The sequence below is a fragment of the Empedobacter sp. UBA6745 genome, from assembly GCF_002453775.1.
GTDB classification, from domain to species: Bacteria; Bacteroidota; Bacteroidia; order Flavobacteriales; family Weeksellaceae; genus Empedobacter; species Empedobacter falsenii_C.
Genome location: NZ_DKHL01000004.1, coordinates 38,344 through 57,090 on the forward strand (window position 1 = coordinate 38,344; position 18,747 = coordinate 57,090).

17 protein-coding genes and 1 other RNA gene are annotated in these 18,747 nt (G+C 31.6%); 7 read left to right on the plus strand and 11 right to left on the minus strand.

Features of this window, described 5'->3' with window-relative positions; all coding sequences use genetic code 11:
• The first annotated feature begins 130 nt into the window (after window positions 1-130).
• Window positions 131-528: a transfer-messenger RNA gene (gene ssrA / locus B4H69_RS01700) on the plus strand.
• Between the two features lie 45 nt (window positions 529-573).
• On the opposite strand, the gene B4H69_RS01705 is transcribed toward ssrA, so the two are convergent.
• Window positions 574-1,413 (minus strand): HAEPLYID family protein, encoded by an 840-nt coding sequence (locus B4H69_RS01705; RefSeq protein ID WP_280046198.1) that lies wholly within the window; start codon window positions 1,411-1,413, stop codon window positions 574-576.
• 186 nt (window positions 1,414-1,599) lie between these two features.
• Between B4H69_RS01705 and B4H69_RS01710 the strand changes: the two genes are divergently transcribed.
• Complete coding sequence (locus tag B4H69_RS01710; RefSeq protein ID WP_280046197.1) at window positions 1,600-2,301, plus strand: hypothetical protein; 702 nt, start codon at window positions 1,600-1,602, stop codon at window positions 2,299-2,301.
• Window positions 2,302-2,372: 71 nt separating this feature from the next.
• On the opposite strand, the gene B4H69_RS01715 is transcribed toward B4H69_RS01710, so the two are convergent.
• Together B4H69_RS01715 and B4H69_RS01720 are read right to left on the minus strand one after the other, a co-directional pair.
• Complete coding sequence (locus tag B4H69_RS01715; protein ID WP_038336269.1) at window positions 2,373-2,603, minus strand: ferredoxin; 231 nt, start codon at window positions 2,601-2,603, stop codon at window positions 2,373-2,375.
• Between the two features lie 13 nt (window positions 2,604-2,616).
• Complete coding sequence (locus tag B4H69_RS01720; RefSeq protein WP_038336270.1) at window positions 2,617-3,909, minus strand: peptidase U32 family protein; 1,293 nt, start codon at window positions 3,907-3,909, stop codon at window positions 2,617-2,619.
• 154 nt (window positions 3,910-4,063) lie between these two features.
• On the opposite strand from B4H69_RS01720, the gene B4H69_RS01725 reads away from it, so the two are divergent.
• Complete coding sequence (locus B4H69_RS01725; RefSeq protein ID WP_115002246.1) at window positions 4,064-4,837, plus strand: TrmH family RNA methyltransferase; 774 nt, start codon at window positions 4,064-4,066, stop codon at window positions 4,835-4,837.
• A gap of 51 nt (window positions 4,838-4,888) precedes the next feature.
• Here the strand turns inward: B4H69_RS01725 and B4H69_RS01730 are convergent, their stop codons facing one another.
• From B4H69_RS01730 to B4H69_RS01745, 4 genes are all read right to left on the minus strand, one after another.
• Entirely contained in the window at window positions 4,889-7,270 is a 2,382-nt protein-coding gene (locus tag B4H69_RS01730) for a GumC family protein (protein WP_291092520.1), read from the minus strand.
• Window positions 7,271-7,272: 2 nt separating this feature from the next.
• A complete protein-coding gene (locus B4H69_RS01735) occupies window positions 7,273-8,034 on the minus strand; it encodes a polysaccharide biosynthesis/export family protein (RefSeq protein WP_180905477.1) in 762 nt (253 codons plus the stop codon).
• Window positions 8,024-9,964, minus strand: coding sequence for a polysaccharide biosynthesis protein (locus B4H69_RS01740; RefSeq protein WP_221627922.1), 1,941 nt, complete (start codon window positions 9,962-9,964; stop codon window positions 8,024-8,026). The genes B4H69_RS01735 and B4H69_RS01740 overlap by 11 nt, the downstream gene beginning before the upstream one ends.
• 106 nt (window positions 9,965-10,070) lie before the next feature.
• The gene (locus tag B4H69_RS01745) at window positions 10,071-11,333 is read right to left on the minus strand and encodes an OmpA family protein (protein ID WP_291092523.1); all 1,263 of its coding nucleotides are present in this window, start codon (window positions 11,331-11,333) and stop codon (window positions 10,071-10,073) included.
• 222 nt (window positions 11,334-11,555) lie between these two features.
• Between B4H69_RS01745 and B4H69_RS01750 the strand changes: the two genes are divergently transcribed.
• The 4 genes from B4H69_RS01750 (at window position 11,556) to B4H69_RS01765 (ending at window position 14,253) form a co-directional block, all read left to right on the plus strand.
• Window positions 11,556-12,491 (plus strand): ribose-phosphate pyrophosphokinase, encoded by a 936-nt coding sequence (locus B4H69_RS01750; RefSeq protein ID WP_038336277.1) that lies wholly within the window; start codon window positions 11,556-11,558, stop codon window positions 12,489-12,491.
• A gap of 45 nt (window positions 12,492-12,536) precedes the next feature.
• Window positions 12,537-13,121 carry a 50S ribosomal protein L25/general stress protein Ctc gene (locus tag B4H69_RS01755; RefSeq protein WP_038336278.1) on the plus strand — a complete coding sequence of 195 codons (585 nt, stop codon included), beginning with the start codon at window positions 12,537-12,539 and terminating at the stop codon, window positions 13,119-13,121.
• Window positions 13,122-13,260: 139 nt separating this feature from the next.
• Entirely contained in the window at window positions 13,261-13,695 is a 435-nt protein-coding gene (locus B4H69_RS01760) for an RrF2 family transcriptional regulator (RefSeq protein ID WP_038336279.1), read from the plus strand.
• 60 nt (window positions 13,696-13,755) lie between these two features.
• Window positions 13,756-14,253: a hemerythrin domain-containing protein gene (locus B4H69_RS01765; RefSeq protein ID WP_280046192.1), complete on the plus strand. Its 498-nt coding sequence runs from the start codon at window positions 13,756-13,758 to the stop codon at window positions 14,251-14,253.
• Window positions 14,254-14,277: 24 nt separating this feature from the next.
• Here B4H69_RS01765 and B4H69_RS01770 read toward each other — a convergent pair whose 3' ends face one another.
• From B4H69_RS01770 to B4H69_RS01785, 4 genes are read right to left on the minus strand one after another with little or no spacing between them, the layout of a single operon-like run.
• On the minus strand, window positions 14,278-14,466 hold the full coding sequence (locus B4H69_RS01770; protein WP_280046191.1) for a hypothetical protein: 189 nt from the start codon (window positions 14,464-14,466) through the stop codon (window positions 14,278-14,280).
• 39 nt (window positions 14,467-14,505) lie between these two features.
• On the minus strand, window positions 14,506-15,564 hold the full coding sequence (locus B4H69_RS01775) for a glutaminyl-peptide cyclotransferase (protein WP_280046190.1): 1,059 nt from the start codon (window positions 15,562-15,564) through the stop codon (window positions 14,506-14,508).
• A gap of 54 nt (window positions 15,565-15,618) precedes the next feature.
• On the minus strand, window positions 15,619-16,167 hold the full coding sequence (ruvC, locus tag B4H69_RS01780) for a crossover junction endodeoxyribonuclease RuvC (protein ID WP_038336282.1): 549 nt from the start codon (window positions 16,165-16,167) through the stop codon (window positions 15,619-15,621).
• A gap of 30 nt (window positions 16,168-16,197) precedes the next feature.
• Complete coding sequence (locus tag B4H69_RS01785) at window positions 16,198-18,669, minus strand: phosphoenolpyruvate carboxylase (protein WP_244957981.1); 2,472 nt, start codon at window positions 18,667-18,669, stop codon at window positions 16,198-16,200.
• Window positions 18,670-18,747: the final 78 nt, after the last annotated feature.

Genomic DNA, 18,747 nt, shown 5'->3' on the forward strand with positions numbered 1-18,747 from the left:
TTTTTGTGAATTGAATTTTCTCTAATTTATTCAAATTTGTTCAATAATTATGTTTAGAAAAAGTTAATTCTATTTGGTATAAAATTTGTACATTTGGCATCCGTCAATTATTTATTGACAATTTATTTATGGGGCTGACTGGTTTTGACAGCAAGGCCAATGGGTAAGTAAGCATGCAGTGATAGGTTGTGTACTCACTTTAATCAGGCACTTCAACTTTTTAACTGGCAACGAAGAGTACGCTTTAGCTGCATAATTCTGAATTTTAGTAAGAATACGCCACGTCTATACTAGGTATAGAAGCTGAATGTCCCTCAAAAGCCTTGACTTACGGCGTTTGATACAGGGACACGGGAAAGTAAGAATAGAAACCTTAGTGCATCGGATAGGTTTCGAGATTTTAGATGATAAGCGGATGACAGAGTGTTTATTCTCAGGATTTCGTCGAAAATTAATAATAAACTAAGCATGTAGAAAGCTTATTTGTTGCTTGTTTGGACGCGGGTTCGAATCCCGCCAGCTCCACAGACCTCCTTTAAAAAGTTTTAAAGGAGTTTTTTTTTATTAAGAAAACTAAGGTTCCCAAATAATACGTGTCATCACATCAAGGTTGGTTCTGGTATGTTTGGTGATAGGAACTCCAGTAACCAAACCAATCATTAAATTGTGTTGAATAGCCAATCTAATTTGAGGTCTTAAAGTATAATGAAATCCATCGCGGTCAATATCCATATTATTTTCAAGTCCAATAAAGTTTTTCGAATTTGGTAAAACATACATCATACTTGCATTTATAGTTGCTCCAACATCTACTTTTTGCTCTTTATAATGATGTTCAAAAACAGGACCTGTATAGATTAACGTGTTGAAATTTTTAAAATTCTTTGCTCCAATAAAAACAGGATTCATTTTCATACCCGTAAATACAGAACCTTGATGTCCTAATTCTTTAAAATTATTAAACTCAAATTCATGAACATAAGCTACAGCCAAAGACATTTTTTGTTTTTCATTTACTAAAAAAGTATATTGAGTTGCTAATTTTAAACCTTCAATTTTATTGTTCGGAACATAAATAGAGCCATCGTTATTATCGCTTTTGTGATTAAAAGAAAAAGGTACTTCAACCTCCAATCCCAAACGATCTGCAACAGCCCATTCATACTCAATAAAACCATTATATTCATTATATCCTTTTTTTGAGGCAACTCCAAATCCTACATTTATCTCAGCTTCTCCTTTTCGTGCGCCCAAATCACGCATCAAATCTGTATAGAGAGGTTCTGCATGTTCAACTTTAGGTTTTAATGTTTTTTGTTGAGGTTGAATGGTGATAATTGAATCATTTTTCGTCTGAGCTATCGTAGTAATTGTTAAGAAAGTGCTTGTAATTATTGTTAAGAAAAATTTCATTTGTTTATTATTTTGAGACAAAGGACAAAGAAGATTTAGGAAGAAATTAGGAATTGAAGTTTTACCCCTTTAAAAATCTAACCTATTAAATTTTGAAGTTTTTTGATACTTATCATTTTAAGAATAATAAAAACTATCTTATCTTAGTCGATGAATTAACACCACATTTAAGACAATCAAACAATTATGAGTTCCTACGAATATTATAACTTTCCGATACAGTTGATAAACGGTTTTTTAGATGATTCTAAAAAAGTTTTGATTGATATTTCACATTATTGTATTTATAGAGTTTTTATAGATAATTTCGAGAAATATTCGGGTTCTTTTACAGGTTACCAGAAGGCTTGTGATGATTTTGGAATCGAGTTTAAAAATGTTGCAGCAGCTTATCAAAATGGTAAAGATTTGTATGAAGCAACAATAGATAAAAGTCCGATGGTTGGAATGACTTCTGAAATGTATTGGGATTATATGACCAATGAAAAATCTGAATTTGAGAAGGTTTTATTGCTTGGAGATCTTGCTTTTAAAAGCATTTTAGGTGCAAAATCATATATAAAATTGGATAATAAATATTGGTTTAGCCGAATGAATGGTTCTGTAAAATCAATTGCAAAAGAAGAAATATCTCCAAAACTTCAACGTTATTTGAACGAATATCAAACCAAAAAAATTAAGAATCAATTAATTGCTGGTTGGGGATTAGCTTCGTATTCAAGATATAATCGCGGGTTTTATGTGAGTTATAAAATGACTTTGGATGATTTGGCCTATCATGCAGAAAAGATTAGAAAATCTACCCAAGATAAAAAGATCAAAAATGATGTGAAATCTGCTCACGAAAAAGCATTAGAGAGATTGGAGAAAGAAGGAAAAATGAATTAAGATTTATTTTTTACATAAAGCAAAAGTCCATCAAAATTTTGATGGACTTTTTATATAGCTAATGTTTTAATCTATATTTCTTTTACTGTAATTATATTTACAGGGCAAGCTTTGGCAGCACGTTCGCAATTATCTGCGATAGAATGATCAGGATCTTTCAACGTGTGGAAACCTTTTTTATCAATTGCTTTTAATAAAACAGATTTGCCATCTTTTTTTGACATTCTGAATCGTTCTGGTGCTAACTCATAACAATAGTTGCATCCGATGCATTTATCGCGTTGTAACGTAATAATGACCATTGATAACTATTTTTTAATGAGAATAAGCGCCTTCTTCAACACTATTTTGTTGCGTTCCTGGCTCTTCTACTTTTACTAATTTGTATAATTTATCAGAAGGACGAATTCTAAATTCCATCGGAATTGTAATCGAATCACCTTTTTTAGCTGTATCAGATTTTACATCTTCCACCATCATTTCTGTAACCACCATTTCTTTGGCTCCAGTTGTTGGTCCTGTTACTAAAATCAAATCACCAACTTTCAAATCATACGCATCAATTACAAATTGACCAATGCTTGGTTTTGGGAAGAAATGAACTCCTTTTCCTATGTAAACTTTTTTCTGAGTTGCCATAGAACCTGGAACAGCAGACCATTCTCCTAATTTTTGACCTAAATAATATCCAGACCAAAAACCACGATTATAAACAGTTTGCAATAATCCCATCCAGTAATCTACTTTTTCTTTCGAATATGTTTTATCCGCAATAGAATCAATCGCTTCTCTATACGCACGAATTACAGTTGCAACGTATTCTGGAGCACGTCCACGACCTTCAATTTTCAATACTTTTACACCAGCATCAACCACTTCGTCCAAAAATTCCATTGTACAAAGGTCTTTTGGCGACATCATGTATTCGTTATCTAATTCGATTTCGAAACCAGATTCTTGGTCGATTACGGTATATTTTTTACGACAGTTTTGTTTACAAGCTCCACGATTTGCAGAAGAATTGTGAGAATGTAAGCTCAAGTAACATTTACCTGAAACAGCCATACACAATGCTCCATGACCGAAAATTTCGATTTCAACTAAATTTCCACTTGGTCCACGAACATCATCTTTAATAATTTGTTCACAAATCTTTTTCACTTGTTTCAAACTCAATTCACGCGACAATACCATTGTATCAGCAAACATTGCATAGAATTTTACTGTTTCGATATTCGTAACGTTAATTTGTGTCGAAATATGAATCTCAATCCCAATTTGTCTTGCATAGGCAATAACCGATTGATCCATCGCAATAACAGCCGTAATATTAGCTTCTTTTGCTCTGTCCAATAAGTTTTTGATTAAAGATAAATCGTGATCGTATATAATTGTATTTAAAGTAAGGTAAGAACGCACACCTTTTTCCTCACAACGTTTTACGATTTCTGGTAAATCGTCCATTGTAAAGTTTATTGATGCTCTCGCACGCATATTCAACTGCTCAACTCCGAAATATACAGAATCAGCTCCATTATCTAAAGCCGCTTGTAACGATTCGAAATTCCCAGCAGGAGCCATCAACTCCATTTTTCCATCTTTGGTCATACGAAAATTCTGATTTTAAGGTGCAAAGGTACAAAAAATATAAGTTTATACTGAATATAAATTAAATATGATTGAAAATGAGTTTTTTAACTGATAAAAAATGTTAAATGAAAATTCTATATTTTTTTGACTGAAAAAGAATTAATTTTGCAAAATGTTAATAGAAAGTCTTCAAAATCCAAGGATTAAAAACTTGCTGAAATTGCAAGAAAAATCAAGAGAACGTAAAAATCAAGGTTTATTTATTGTGGAAGGAACACAAGAAAATGAATTAGCTGTAAAAGGTTGTTACGAAGCGGTTGAAATTTATATTTGCGAAGATATTTATAACAAATCAATAGATTTTGGACAAGTAAAAGTATTTACAATTACCAAACAAGTTTTTGAGAAGCTTGCGTATAGAAAATCGACAGGTGGAATTATTGGTGTCTATAAAACGAAATCTTCGACATTGACAGATTTACAATTGCCAGAAAATGCATTGGTTGTTGTTTTGGAAGCGGTAGAAAAGCCTGGAAATCTTGGTGCAGTTTTACGAACAGGAGATGGAGCAAAAGTAGATGCTGTAATTGTTTGTGATGAAACAGTTGATTTTTTCAATCCGAATGTGATTCGTTCTTCGGTTGGAACATTGTTTACTAATCAAATTGCATCGGCGAGTAAAGAGGCTGTTTTAGAGTTTTTAAAATCTCATTCAATTCAAGTTGTTTCCACATTTTTGAGAGATGAAACGAAAAATTTATACGAAACTGATTTTACAAAATCATCTGCCATTATTTTAGGAACAGAAGCAACAGGGCTTTCTGATTTTTGGGCTGATCATTCAGATTCGTTGATTAAAATTCCGATGTTAGGTTTTGTAGATTCGCTAAATGTGAGTAACGCAGCAGCGATTTGTGTTTACGAAGCTGTGAGGCAAAGACAATAAGATAGATTATAATAAAAATAAAAGCCACTTCTTTCGAAGTGGCTTTTATTTTTATTTTTTACCGAATAGTTTACTAAAGAAAGAGTTTCCTTTATTATGATTTTCACCATATCCGTACCCATATCCGTATCCTTTTGTAAAGTCAACATCGTTAACAACCATTGCCATGTTTTTAAGACGGTTATCTTGATATAATTCTTTAGGAATAGCCAACATTCGTTTGTCTAAATAATTAGCACGAACAACGTACATTGTAATATCTGCACTGTCAGAAATTAATAAAGTATCAGTAACTAAACTAACAGGGGCAGTATCTATTAATACATAATCATAGTTTGCTTTTCCATATTTGACAATATCATCAAAACGTCCGTTCATCAATAGCTCTGAAGGATTTGGAGCTACCTGTCCAGAATAAATAACATCAAATTTATAATCAGCAGGATTTTTGATGATGATATCACTAATATTAATATCATTTGAAATCAAATATTCTGTAACACCATATTTGTGTCTGTATTGATCAGTAATTCCTAAATAATCTAAAACTTTAGGACTTCTAATATCTGCTCCAATTAATAAAACAGATTTACCTGACATTGTTAATATTTGAGCTAAATTAGTTGATATAAATGTTTTACCTTCTCCGCTTGTAGTAGAAGTTATATAGATAGACTGAGGATCTGTTGAATTTTTAAGTAAAAAATTCATGTTTGTTCTAAGAATTCTAAAAGCTTCAGCAACACTAGAATTATCATTTTGCTCGATAATAGAAATATCACTTTTAGGTACTTGTCCAGCAATTGGAGCTCCAACTGCATCTTCAACATCCTCTTTAGAGTTTACATTATTATTCAATAATTTATAAATATATATACATATAAATGGAATAACTAATCCTAGAATTAGAGCTCCTAATAATATAATACTTTTCTTAGGTGAAACGGGAATCTTAGAATCATAAGCATAGTCAATAACTTTTATATTATCTGGTGTAGCAGCTGCTTTTATTTCGTTCTCTTCACGTTTTTGTAATAAGAATAAATATAAAGCTTCAACAATTTGCTGTTGACGAGAAATATCTCTAAAACCACGTTCTTGACTTGGTACTTTTTGAATTCTGCTCGCAATTTGATTTTGTTTAGATTGAACAGAATTTAACATTGTTTGAGTGTTATTTCTATATAATCTCAAACTATTCTTCAAGTTTCTTTTTACATCATTAATTTGCTCTTGTAATTTGATCGCGTTAGGGTGATCTTTTGTTACAGATTTTAACATATCTTCTTTAGCGAGAACTAATTCATTGTATGAAGATATTTCTGCTGAGATAGATTTATCTTCTAATCCAATATTAGAAGGTAGTAAATCAGTCTTAGAAGAATTTAGAGCAGAGTTCATATAGTCAACTAATTGTAGTTGAGTAGATGATTCTAAAAGTTTCTTTTCGTTATCTGCGGCACTTTCTAAAAAGATATTCGCTTCTGAAGTAACATCTGTAATATTATTTTGAACTTTATAACGTTCAAGATTTTTATCAACTCCACGTAAATCGTTTGTAACAATTTGTAGGCGATCATCAATAAATTTAGAGGTAGCTTCTGTTAATTTATGATTATCACTTACTAAATCTTCATTATAAGTTGTAATAAGATCATTTATTAACTTCTTAGATATATCTGGAACAGGACCAACCAAAGAAAAATTAATAATTTTTGAACTCTTCTCAGTATTTGGAGAAATACTCAATGAGTTTTGATATGCATTAACAATTCTATCAATAGAATTTACATTAATTTGATATTCAAAACCAATATGTTTTCCTAAGTTTCCATTTGGACTAATTATAAAACTTCCAAAGTCTTCTGTAATCTTTTGTCCAAAAGAATATTCTTTTATAACACTTGTTTTTTTATTTTCAAGTTTAAATTTAGTGTTCGATAATATACTTACAATAAAACTATTATTGTCTAAGCTTTCATTGGCTTTATCGTTTTCATTTAATAAAATGAATTTTATGGGAGATTTTTCTTGTTGTAATTGAATTTCTGCAACACGACCAACACTAAAATATTGTATATTAAAGTTGTTTTTTTGAATTACTTTAGTTAATAATCTTCTCGATTTTAAAACATCAATTTGATCACCAACTTCAGCGCTTCCTCCAGAACCACCTCCAAGCATAGCTTGATCCATTAAACCAGCTAATTCTCCTGTTGAAGATTCTTTTTCGTTCAATAATATTTTAGCTGAAACTTGATATTGTTTTTGTGTATATTTAACATATAAAAAGGCTATAATTAAAGAAATAATGACTCCAAAAACAAACCATTTCCAATAGTATAAATATTGCTCTAAAATTTGCCTGATATTAATAGTTTCTTCAGACTCATCGAAGTATTGGTCTTCTACTTTGTTTTTATTTTTACTCATTTTTATTTAGAAATAACAGCAATTACAGATATTATAACACCAGCAACAGATATCCATAAAGAATAGTTTGGTGTAAATTTAGATGATGAAATTTTTGCATTATTTGGTTCTACATAAACAACATCATTTTGTGCTAAATAGTAAACAGGGGAGTTTAGTATTTCTTTAGATGTTAAATCGACATTATAGGTTTGTTTTTGTCCATTTTGTTCACGGATAACCATAATATTTTTTCTTACACCATTAATTGTTAAATCTCCTGCCATTCCTAATGCATCAAGAATACTTACTCTTTCATTTGGAATTGTAAAATTACCAGGTCTAACAACTTCACCTAAAACAGTGATTCTGAAATTTGTGAAATTTATATTAACACCAGGATTTACAATGTACTTTGATATCTTAGATTTTAATTCGTTTTCAGCTTCTGCTCTAGTTAATCCTCCAACTTTTACATTACCTATTAAAGGATAGTTAATATAACCATTTTCGTCAACAGTATACACTTTTGCATAAGGATTATTTTGCATTCCAGAATTTACTTGATAAACACTTTGTTGATTAAAAGGTTCTGTAGCTTTTATATCAGCAGCGCTGACACTAATAGCTAATATGTCAGAAGATTGAATTTTAGGGATATACTGTTCGAAATTTGTAGTAGACTGTTGGTCTCCACTTAAATAAACTAATTCCTTTTTTGATGCACAAGATGATATTGTGAGTACAACTATTACAAATAGTATATTAAAAATTTTATTTTTCATAAATTAAGTTATCAAGTTTTTCAAATTCGGAGTTTTGAGATTTAAATTCAGGTACAATCTCTTTTATTTTAGCTACTAAATGCATGACTTGCTCATGTTTTTCTATCGTTGAAGACATTAAACATAGTTCTTCAATCAACTTTTTATTATCTTGACATTTTGAAGTATTTACTTTAGCAATCATTATTTTTTCATGATGTGTTTTAACTGTATTTTCATCATTGGCCAATAATTCTTCATAAATTTTTTCGCCTGGGCGTAAACCTACAATTTTTATATCAATTTCCTCAGGATATTTAAATCCACTAAGTCTAATCATTCTTTTTGCAAGATCAATAATTTTCATTGACTCACCCATATCAAATACAAAAATCTCGCCACCTTTTCCCATTATTGCTGCTTCAAGCACTAACTGACACGCTTCTGGTATTGTCATAAAAAAACGTGTAATATCAGGATGAGTTACTGTTAAGGGACCACCATTTTCCAATTGTCTTTTAAAAAGAGGAATTACAGAGCCATTAGACCCTAGTACATTACCAAATCGGGTAACAATGTAGTTTGTTTTAGAAACTGCATTAGTACAATTTACATAGATTTCTGCTACGCGTTTAGTTGCGCCCATTACGTTTGTAGGATTTACTGCTTTATCAGTAGAAACCATTACAAATTTTTCTGCGCCAAATTCATTTGCAAAATCAGCAATTATTTTTGTTCCATAAATATTTGTGTTGATTGCCTCATAAGGAAATTTTTCCATCAACGGAACATGTTTATATGCAGCTGCATGAAAAATAATTTGCGGATGATATTTATCAAAGAGGCTTAACATCCTTTTTCGATCTCTTACACTCGAAACGATATAATCTATTCTATTTTGTTTTTCTTCAGAAATTTCATTTTTTAAAGACTGTTGAACATCATATAGAGCCGATTCTGCCTGATCAATCAAAATTAGTTGAGCAAAGTCCATCATAGCAAGTTGCCTTGAAATTTCACTTCCTATAGAACCTGCAGCACCAGTAACAAGTATTACCTTACCTTGTACATTTTCATTAATAATAGGGTTTTTCAACTTAATTGATTCACGCCCTAATAAATCTTCAATTTTTAATTGTTTGATTTGAGCAGGCTTGTATGTACCATCAATCCAATTAGAAATAGGAGGAATTATTTTAATATTAACATTTAAATCTTCTAAAGATTTAGAAAGGTTTAATAACTCATTAGTTTTAATATTTTGAATAGAAATAATGATTTCTGAAATATCATTTCGTTCAATGAATTTATCATCAACATCATTTATAGAATAAATTTTAGCGCCATCGATAAACGTTCCAATTTTAGAAGGTTTGTCATCAATAAAACCTACTACTTTATAGTTAAATTGAGTATCGTTTTGTAAAATATCTCGAGTGATTAATCCTGAATCTCCAGCTCCGTAAATCAATGTTTTTTGTTGAGCTTTATTTTTAGAAAAAAAATAATCGTAAATCCATTTATAATATAATCTGGCAATAACCATTATTACTGTTGAAATAAATAAATGGACAAAGATAACAGAGTAAGACATTCTGAAAACATATGAAACAGGAGTGTTCTCCGAAAGATTAGATTCAATGAATTGTCTATAGATAAAAGAGATGAAGAAAAGAATCAGAAAAGCTGTTGTATTTGAAACAAAAACATTTTCAGCATCTTTTAACCCCGTTTTTTTTACAATTCCCTTATATGTTTTGAAGTATAGGAAACATAGAGTATATGCTGCTACAACAAATGGTAATTTAAATAATAATTTTTCTAAACTAAAAGAATTTAGAAAACTATTAAGTATAAAATTGGTTATTACATAGCTAAAGAAAACTATAAGTATGTCTAGCACTAATACGACCCATCTAGGAGCATTAAAGTGTTGGTTAAAAGGATTCAATATTTTAGTAATTTAAGTGGTGATAAAGATAATAAAAAAATCAGGAATAGAGACTCCAAAAAATGGAAAAATCTATCCCTGATTAATATCTTAAATTAAGAGAGAATTATTTTACTCTGAAAACAACTCTTCTTGCTAATTGATGAGAAGAAACTTGAGAATTTTTGAATTCTTTATCTTCACCTTCACCAACTGTAGTTAATTGAGAAGCATTTGCTCCTTGACTAACTAAAATAGCTTTTACATTTTCTGCTCTTCTACGAGATAAATCTTTGTTGTAAGAATCACTTCCAACTGGGTCAGCGTAACCTAAAATGTCAATTTGAGCATTTGGTTTAGCTTTTAAATATTCAGATACAAATTTAATACCTCCAACAGATTGTAGATATGGTTTATCAGAATTGTAATCAAAGTATACATTGATGATACCTGAATTAATCATTTGCTCTAAGAAATCAGCATCGTTAACGATAGTTGTATTTCCTCCTGCATTTTGTTTGATGTACTCTTCAATGTTATCTGGAATACCATTTCCATTGTGGTCAATTGTAACACCGTGAGTGTCAACAACTGCACCTGGAGCTGAATCTGGTTCTTGATCTAAGTAATCAGCAACACCATCACCATCAGTATCTTTTAACATTTGCTCGATGTTAGCAATACGATCTTCTAAGTCAGAACGAGTTGGTTCGTAAACCCAATCAGCGTGTTTTTGGTTTTTACCTAAGTAGAAAGTTAAACCTAAAGTAGCATTCCATAATTCACCACCAAAACCAGAACCTGAAATTTCAGAATTTCCATCAAAAGCTACGTTTTGACGAATATTTCTTACATAAGAAACGTCTCCTGTTAATACAACACGATCTGTTAATCTTAACTGAGGAGTTAAACCAACCATAACATTTACCATGTTATCATTGTCATCGAAAACTTTACCATCAGCACCTTTTGTTGCGTCATTATTCATCCAAGAATAACCTGCACCACCATGCGCTAATAAACCAATTCTATTTGTCCATGTTTCAAAATTCATGATTCGTCCTAAGTTCGCAACCCCTTGTAAATCTACACGGTAATAATTAGAACGGAAACGAGCTACATCTTCACCTTCTTTGATACGATCATATCCACCGTCTAATTTTAAACCAAACTTATTGTTGAACATGTAACGAACTCCAAAATCAGCATGATAGAAACTTGGCGTTTCAGAATAGTAACCAGGAGTGAAAGCTTTACGTGCTTTTACAGCACCTCCATTGGCCTCGATAGACCATTTGTTGTAATCGTTGTTAACTGTCTCAGTAGTTTCTTGCGCTTGAGCAAAAATTCCTAATCCAATTACACTTAATAGGTATGAAATCTTTTTCATGAGGATATATTTAATTACAAAATTATATAAATACTTAAAAACGAATCAATAAAAAACTGTTAAAAACGCCTATTACTAACGAAAATCATATAATTCTCTTGTTGATTAGTTTAATGAGTTAAAAAGAACTTCAATAATTGTGCCGAAATTAATTTTTAGTTTTCTTATATCATTTTCAAATCATTTAAATTATTTTTGCACAAATATTTCCCAAAACAAACAATGGAACAATCAGCATTTCTTTTTTCAACCAGAGGATCATTAGAATTAGCACAAAAAATTGCCGATCAATATGGTCAAGAACTTGGTAAATCTAAAATTGTAGAGTTTAGCGATGGCGAATTTGTGCCAGCTTTTGAACAACCAATTCGCGGTGCTCGCGTTTTCTTAATTGGTTCAACAATGCAACCAACAGACAATTTAATGGAATTACTTTTAATGTGTGATGCTGCAAAACGCGCATCTGCTAAAAGTATTACAGTTGTTATTCCTTATTTTGGTTTTGCTCGTCAAGATCGTAAGGATGCACCACGTGTGCCAATTGGAGCAAAATTAGTTGCAAAAATGTTAATGACAGCTGGAGCAACTCGTGTAATGACTATGGATTTACACGCCGATCAAATTCAAGGATTTTTTGAAGTTCCTGTTGATCATTTATTCGCTTCAACAATTTTTGTTGAGTATATCAAAGGTTTAGGTTTAGATAATATTTGTATCGCTTCTCCAGACATGGGAGGTGCTAAACGTGCAAATACATATGCTAAATACCTTAATGCAGATATCGTAATTTGCCACAAAGAACGTAAAGTTGCAAACCAAGTTGATAGCATGATGTTAATCGGTGAGGTAGAAGGTAAAAACGTTATTTTAGTGGATGATATGATTGATACAGCAGGTACACTTGCTAAAGCGGCTGAATTGATTATGGAAAAAGGAGCAAAATCTGTTCGCGCAATTGCTACGCACGGAGTTTTATCTGGACCTGCTTACGAGCGTCTTGATAACTCTTTATTAACGGAAATTGCTATAACTGATAGTATTCCATTAAAAAATACTTCCGTATCTAAAATAAAAGTATTATCTTGCGCTCCGCTTTTTGCTGATGTTATGCATTTAGTACATAGCAATAAATCTATTAGCCAACGTTTTGTTATCTAGTGATTTAGATTAAAATTAAATTATTTTTATTATATACATATTATTATGAAGTCAATTACAATTCAAGGTGTAAAAAGAGAAGACTTAGGTAAAGTGGCTACACGTAACCTACGTAATGCTGAACAAGTACCTTGTGTGGTTTACGGTTCTGGAGAGCCTATCCACTTTTCAGCTGATGAAAAAGCATTCAAATCATTAGTTTACACTCCAGATGCTCATACAGCAACTATCGAGTTAGCTGATGGAGCTAAAATTCAAGCAATTTTACAAGACATCCAATTTCACCCAGTAACGGATAAAATCTTACACGTAGATTTTTACCAATTAAACGAGGACAAACCAGTAACTATGGAAGTTCCAGTTCGTTTAGTAGGACGTGCTCGTGGTTTAGTAGCTGGTGGGGTTTTACGTTTCAACATGCGTAAATTAAAAGTTCGTGCTATTCCAGCAAACTTACCAGACGAAATCGAAATCGATATTACTCCAATGAGAATTGGTCACAAAATGTATGTAGAAACATTGAAAAATGATAACTACACATTCGCTCATCCAGATAACGCAGTAGTAGTAGCTATCCGTACTTCTCGTAACGCTGTTAAAGATGCTGATCAAGACGAAGACGAAGATTAAGAAATTTTCTTTTCAGATAAAATTAAACCACTCAATTTTGAGTGGTTTTTTTATTTTTAAAAATTTAATAAGATAAATTTGTCCGAATTAAAATTAGTTGTATATTTGCTTCATAATTTATAATGAATAAAAGAAATTAATGTTTTCTAAAGCGTGCGAATATGGAATTAAGGCTTGTGTGTTTATTGCACAAGAATCTGTAGAAGGAAAGAGAGTCAATTTAAAACAAATTGCAAATTCGATTAATTCTCCAGAAGCTTACACAGCCAAAATTCTTCAACAATTAGTTAAAGCAAATGTGATTTCATCTGTCAAAGGAAAAATGGGAGGTTTCCAAATGGATGCAGCGCATTTAGAAGATATCAAATTAGTGAATATCATCAAAGCGATTGACGGAGATGGTCTTTATCACAGTTGCATTTTAGGTTTAGTAGAATGCGATGCTAACAAACCTTGTGCTTTACATAGCCGTGTTTTTGCAATTCGTAATGATTTGCGAGGAATGCTAGAAAAGACATCGATGTTTAATTTGATTGATGATCTTGAGAAAGGAATTGCTTTTCTTAAGCATTAAAAAAATTTGATTAAAAATAAGATAAAAATATCCGATTATCCGAATTAAAAAATTACAACAATGAACCTATTAATAGAACTTCCTCAAACAACTGCTTCTCATATGAGTTATACTGTAACAGTAAATCTAAATGAAGCGTGCGAAAGACATCATAAGACATTATTTTTTTGTTGGAATATTCGTGCTGGAATAGATAAAGGAGTCGATATTCAACGAATTGTTGATTATGTAAATTGGTATGGGGAAGATGTTTTATTCAAAAAATTTGAGATAGAAGAAAAATTTCTTTTTACACTTTTGGATGAAGATCATTACTTGGTAAAAAGAGCATTGAAAGAACATAGACGTTTGAGACGCTTGTTTAAGATAGATGCAAAAAATCCGATGAAAAGTTTGATTTATATCGAAGAAGAATTGGATTTGCATATCAGATTTGAGGAGAAACAAATGTTTCCTGAATTTGAGAAAAATGCAACACAAAAAAAGTTAAAAGTAATTAAAGAACAATTTAATTCACTTTTAACTAACACAGATTGGAAAGATCAATTTTGGTTATAGATCTTTATAGCTAAAAATTTTTACTTATAATTTTTTAGATGATTTTTGAAAAGAAAAGCTCGATTTTGCAGGTCGAGCTTTTTGCTTTTTTATCTTTTCGATTATTTCTTCACCATCTTCAATTGATGAACAAGGAATAATTATTTTATTAGGAGGATTTTTGATGTCATTTATAACAGCCAAAGTTTCAGACATCATCCGTTGAATCTTCAATGTTCTTATTATTTTGGGTCTGGTTAATCGCATAAGATTCTACTTCTTAATCTTAATTTCAAAGATTTTGTCCCAGTTTTTACCTGTTAATAACATATTTCCGTTGTCTTTGAAAGCGATTCCGTTCAATTCTTGTGCTTGTGGATTTCCTTGTTTTCCTTTCAATTCAGCAAAATTAAACTCAGCTTTTACAGCACCAGTTTGTGGATCAATTACCACAATATTACTATTATCTGCATGTCCAGATTTTAGGTAAACATTTGCATAAATTAGACCATCGTGATACTCAATTTCATTCAAATAACTATATGGTTGCGTGTTATCAAAAGCTTGAACAGTTCTAAGGTAGTTAAATTTCTCGTCGAAGAAATGAATACGTTGTGAGCCTTCTGTTACGGCTAATTCTTTACCAATTGTAGTAATTCCCCAACCTTCGATAATTTGAGCTGGCATATCAAATTTTTCAACTTGATTAAAGTTTAAATCATATTTATAAATCGCACGATCTTGCCATGTTAATTGATAAATAAAACCATTAAGTTCTGTAATTCCTTCTCCAAAAACATCGTCTTTAATTTGGTATAATTTTGTAGGCTCAGTTGCTCCCAATTTATATTCAATCAAACGTGTTTTTCCTCCACGAAGTCCAGTTCCTTCGAAAATATTTCCGTTTTTGAAATAAAAACCTTGCGTAAAATAATCAGGGTTATGTGGATAAGTTCCAACAATTTCATAATTCCATTGCGCAGCCGGCTCATTTGCATAAACCACAAACGTAAAATCGCGCGAATTTGTTTCTTCTTCTCCTTTGAAGAATTTCAAATTAACCGTATGATTTCCTAATCCAATTGTTTTTCCGTCAATCGTAAAATCAGCAGGAACTTCTTGTCCGTCCACCGAAACTACAACTTTCGTAATTCCATCTAGATTAGTTAAAGGAATATCGATTTTGTCGCCAATTTTGTATTTATTTTGTTCAATTTTCGAAACAATTTCAGTGATTGCAGTATTGTTTTTTCCTGTAGAATCTTTACAAGAAAATAATACTGAAGAGAAAACTGTTGCACAAACTGAGGCAGCGATTAAATATTTTTTCATTTGATGTGTTTTATGTTTTATGAATTAGGTTGCTAATTCTACTACAAATATATTTTATTTTGTTCGATTCGGATTATTTTTTACAAAGGCATCCCAACTCGAATAAGAACTTGAGGTTCCAGTTGTTTTACCCGAATTTAGATAATGACAAACCGCAACTGCAAGACCATCTGTGGCATCCAAACGCTTCGGAATTTCTTTCAATCCAAGTAAATGTTGCAACATTCCCGCAACTTGTTCTTTCGAGGCATTTCCGTTTCCGGTAATCGCCATCTTAATTTTTTTTGGCGCATATTCTACCACAGGCATATCGCGATGCAGGCAAGCCGCAATACAAACGCCTTGTGCACGTCCAAGTTTTAACATAGACTGAACATTAACGCCAAAAAACTGCGCTTCAATGGCTAATTCATCAGGATGATATTGATCGATAATGGCTAAAGTTTTTTCGAAAATCTTTTTCAATTTTGTTTGTTGATTCGGAAGTTTATGCAACAACAATTCGTCTAAAGTAATCAACTTTATTTTGTTGTTTTTGACTTCAATCAAACCAAAACCCATCACCATTGTTCCAGGATCAATCCCTAAAATAATCTTTTCCATCGTTGCGAAGGTATTAAGATATTCTGAAAATTAAGCCGAATTTCGACTCGCATTAATATTTCCGAATAACGAACGCATTACAATTTGCTCATAGACTGATTTGAATTCACTTTCATGATGAATTTTGTTCAACGCAAATTGTTGAATCGTTAATAATGGTAACACAATTTTTTCGCGCATTTGTACCGAAGATTTGTTCAATGGTTCATCTTGCATCAATTCTGTGTAACCCGAAATTTCTAAACACAATGCTTTTGATAATTCAAATTCATCGTGCAAAATATTCCAAAATTCACCATATTCAGGATCATCTTTCATATAAGAAGTTAATGGAAAATAAGTTTTTTCCATCGACATCATACTATTTTGAATCAACGTTTTGAAGAAGCTCGAATTTTTGAATAAATCTTTTACATCCTCTAAATGACCTTGTTTTTTCAATTCATTTATAGCCGTTCCAACACCAAAATATCCTGGAACATTTTGTTTTAATTGACTCCAAGAACCCACAAATGGAATAGCGCGCAAATCATCGAACTCTAATTTTTTATCACCACCTCGTTTACTCGGACGGCTTCCGATATTCGTTTTTCCATAATAGTTAAGCGTACTCATATTTTCTAAATAAGGTAAAAATGAAGGATGCGCTTTCAAATCTTCGTATTTCTGATAACTAATTGTGGCTAATTTATCAATCAATGTGCGTTCATCAGGCGAAATCTGACTTGTACTTGTCGAGAAAACATCCGAAATAATACCAGCCGTGTACAATTGTTCAAAATTATATTTTGCCTGCGGCATTGTTCCATAATTCGACGTAATTGTTTGCCCTTGAATTGTAATTTGAATTTCGTGATTTGCAATTGTTTTCCCTTGAGAAGCGTAAAACTCGTGCGTTTTTCCTCCTCCACGTGCAGGAGGTCCACCACGACCATCAAAGAAAATAACTTCGATTTGATTTTTATCCGAAACATTCGAAAGGATTTCTTTGGTACGATAAATTTCCCAATTCGCTTTGATGTAACCGCCATCTTTTGTTCCGTCCGAAAATCCTAACATAATTGATTGACGTTGTTTTCTACGTTCTAAATGTTGTGCATAAATAGGTAAATTATACAATTTATTCATCGTATTTTCAGCACCATCTAAACCTCTAATCGTCTCGAAAAGTGGCATAATATCAAACTTAATTTCGTCATCTTTGTAACCACAAAATTTGAATAAAGCGTAAACATTTAAAACATCGAAAATGGTTTCAGAATTTGAAATAATGTATCGGTTAACACCTAATTCGCCATTTCGTTGCTGAATTGTTTTTAATTGATAAACATTTTTGATCGTATCAATCACAATATCATCTTCAAAATCTTCAGGCTTAGCAGTAAATGAAGGATTTGTTAACAATTCGATTTGTTCTGCTTCGCTTAAATCTTTCAGATTAATTCCAGTATATTTTTCAACAATTTGGTTAATTACTTTTTGATGAACACGCGAATCTTGACGAATATCCAAAGAAGCAAAATGCAATCCGAAAATATCAACACGTGTGATAAAATCGTCCAGAATATCTAAGAAAACACCATTGTGTTGTTCAATCAAAATTGTACGAATCGTTTGTAAGCGCGTTTTGATTTCATCAATTGTAATTGTTCCATTTTCATTGAACATATTTTCGTAAATCAAATTACTCAACGCTTTTAAAGGCTCTGTAACATGTTTGAACGTTAATCGTCTTTGAACAATTTTTAGATGATTGTAATAATTTTTTAAGATACTTGTTCGCAATAAACTTGCTACTTTCCACGTAATTTCTGCTGTAACGAAAGGATTTCCATCGCGATCACCTCCAGGCCAAAAACCTAATTGAATGACAGGAGATTTTAGTGGTTGACTTTCTGTAAAAAACAATTGATTGATTTCGTTATACAATCGTCCAATTGTCTGATAATACACATTTCGTAAATAATAAATAATCGAAACTGCTTCATCGTAAGGTGTCGGTTTTTCTTCGTTGATGAAAGGTGTTTTTCCTAATTGTTGCAACAATAAATCAATTTTACTTACCGAATCTTGTTGAATAGCATCGCGTAAATCCTGAATAATTTGTTGAACATTTGTTGGATAAAATTGTGTTGGATGTGCTGTAAAAACAACTCTTGTCACAAAATCTTCAATTCTCGTTTTTACTTGCTCCATTTTACCTTGCGCTTGCGCAATATGGTAAATGCTTTCCAAACTTCCTTTTTCATTTTCGGAATGTAATGACGGAAATGCAGCATCTTCGATACTATCAAACAAAACAACTTGTCGCTCGATGTATTGTATCATTCGAAACATCAAATCGATTTGCTCTTGTTCGGTTTTTAAATCAGTGTATTTCTCAAAAAAATTGTTGATGATTTCATTTGGCGATTTACCTTCAGGTAAACCTTTTTGACTTTCATCGTACAAAAACGGGATCAATGATCCGATATTTTGCATTTTTTCGTAGGGCAGACTCATAAAGAGACTGTTGTAAATTTGAAACTTATTTTCCACAATTTGGTGGAACTTAAGTTCAGATAAATTCGTACTTCGCAT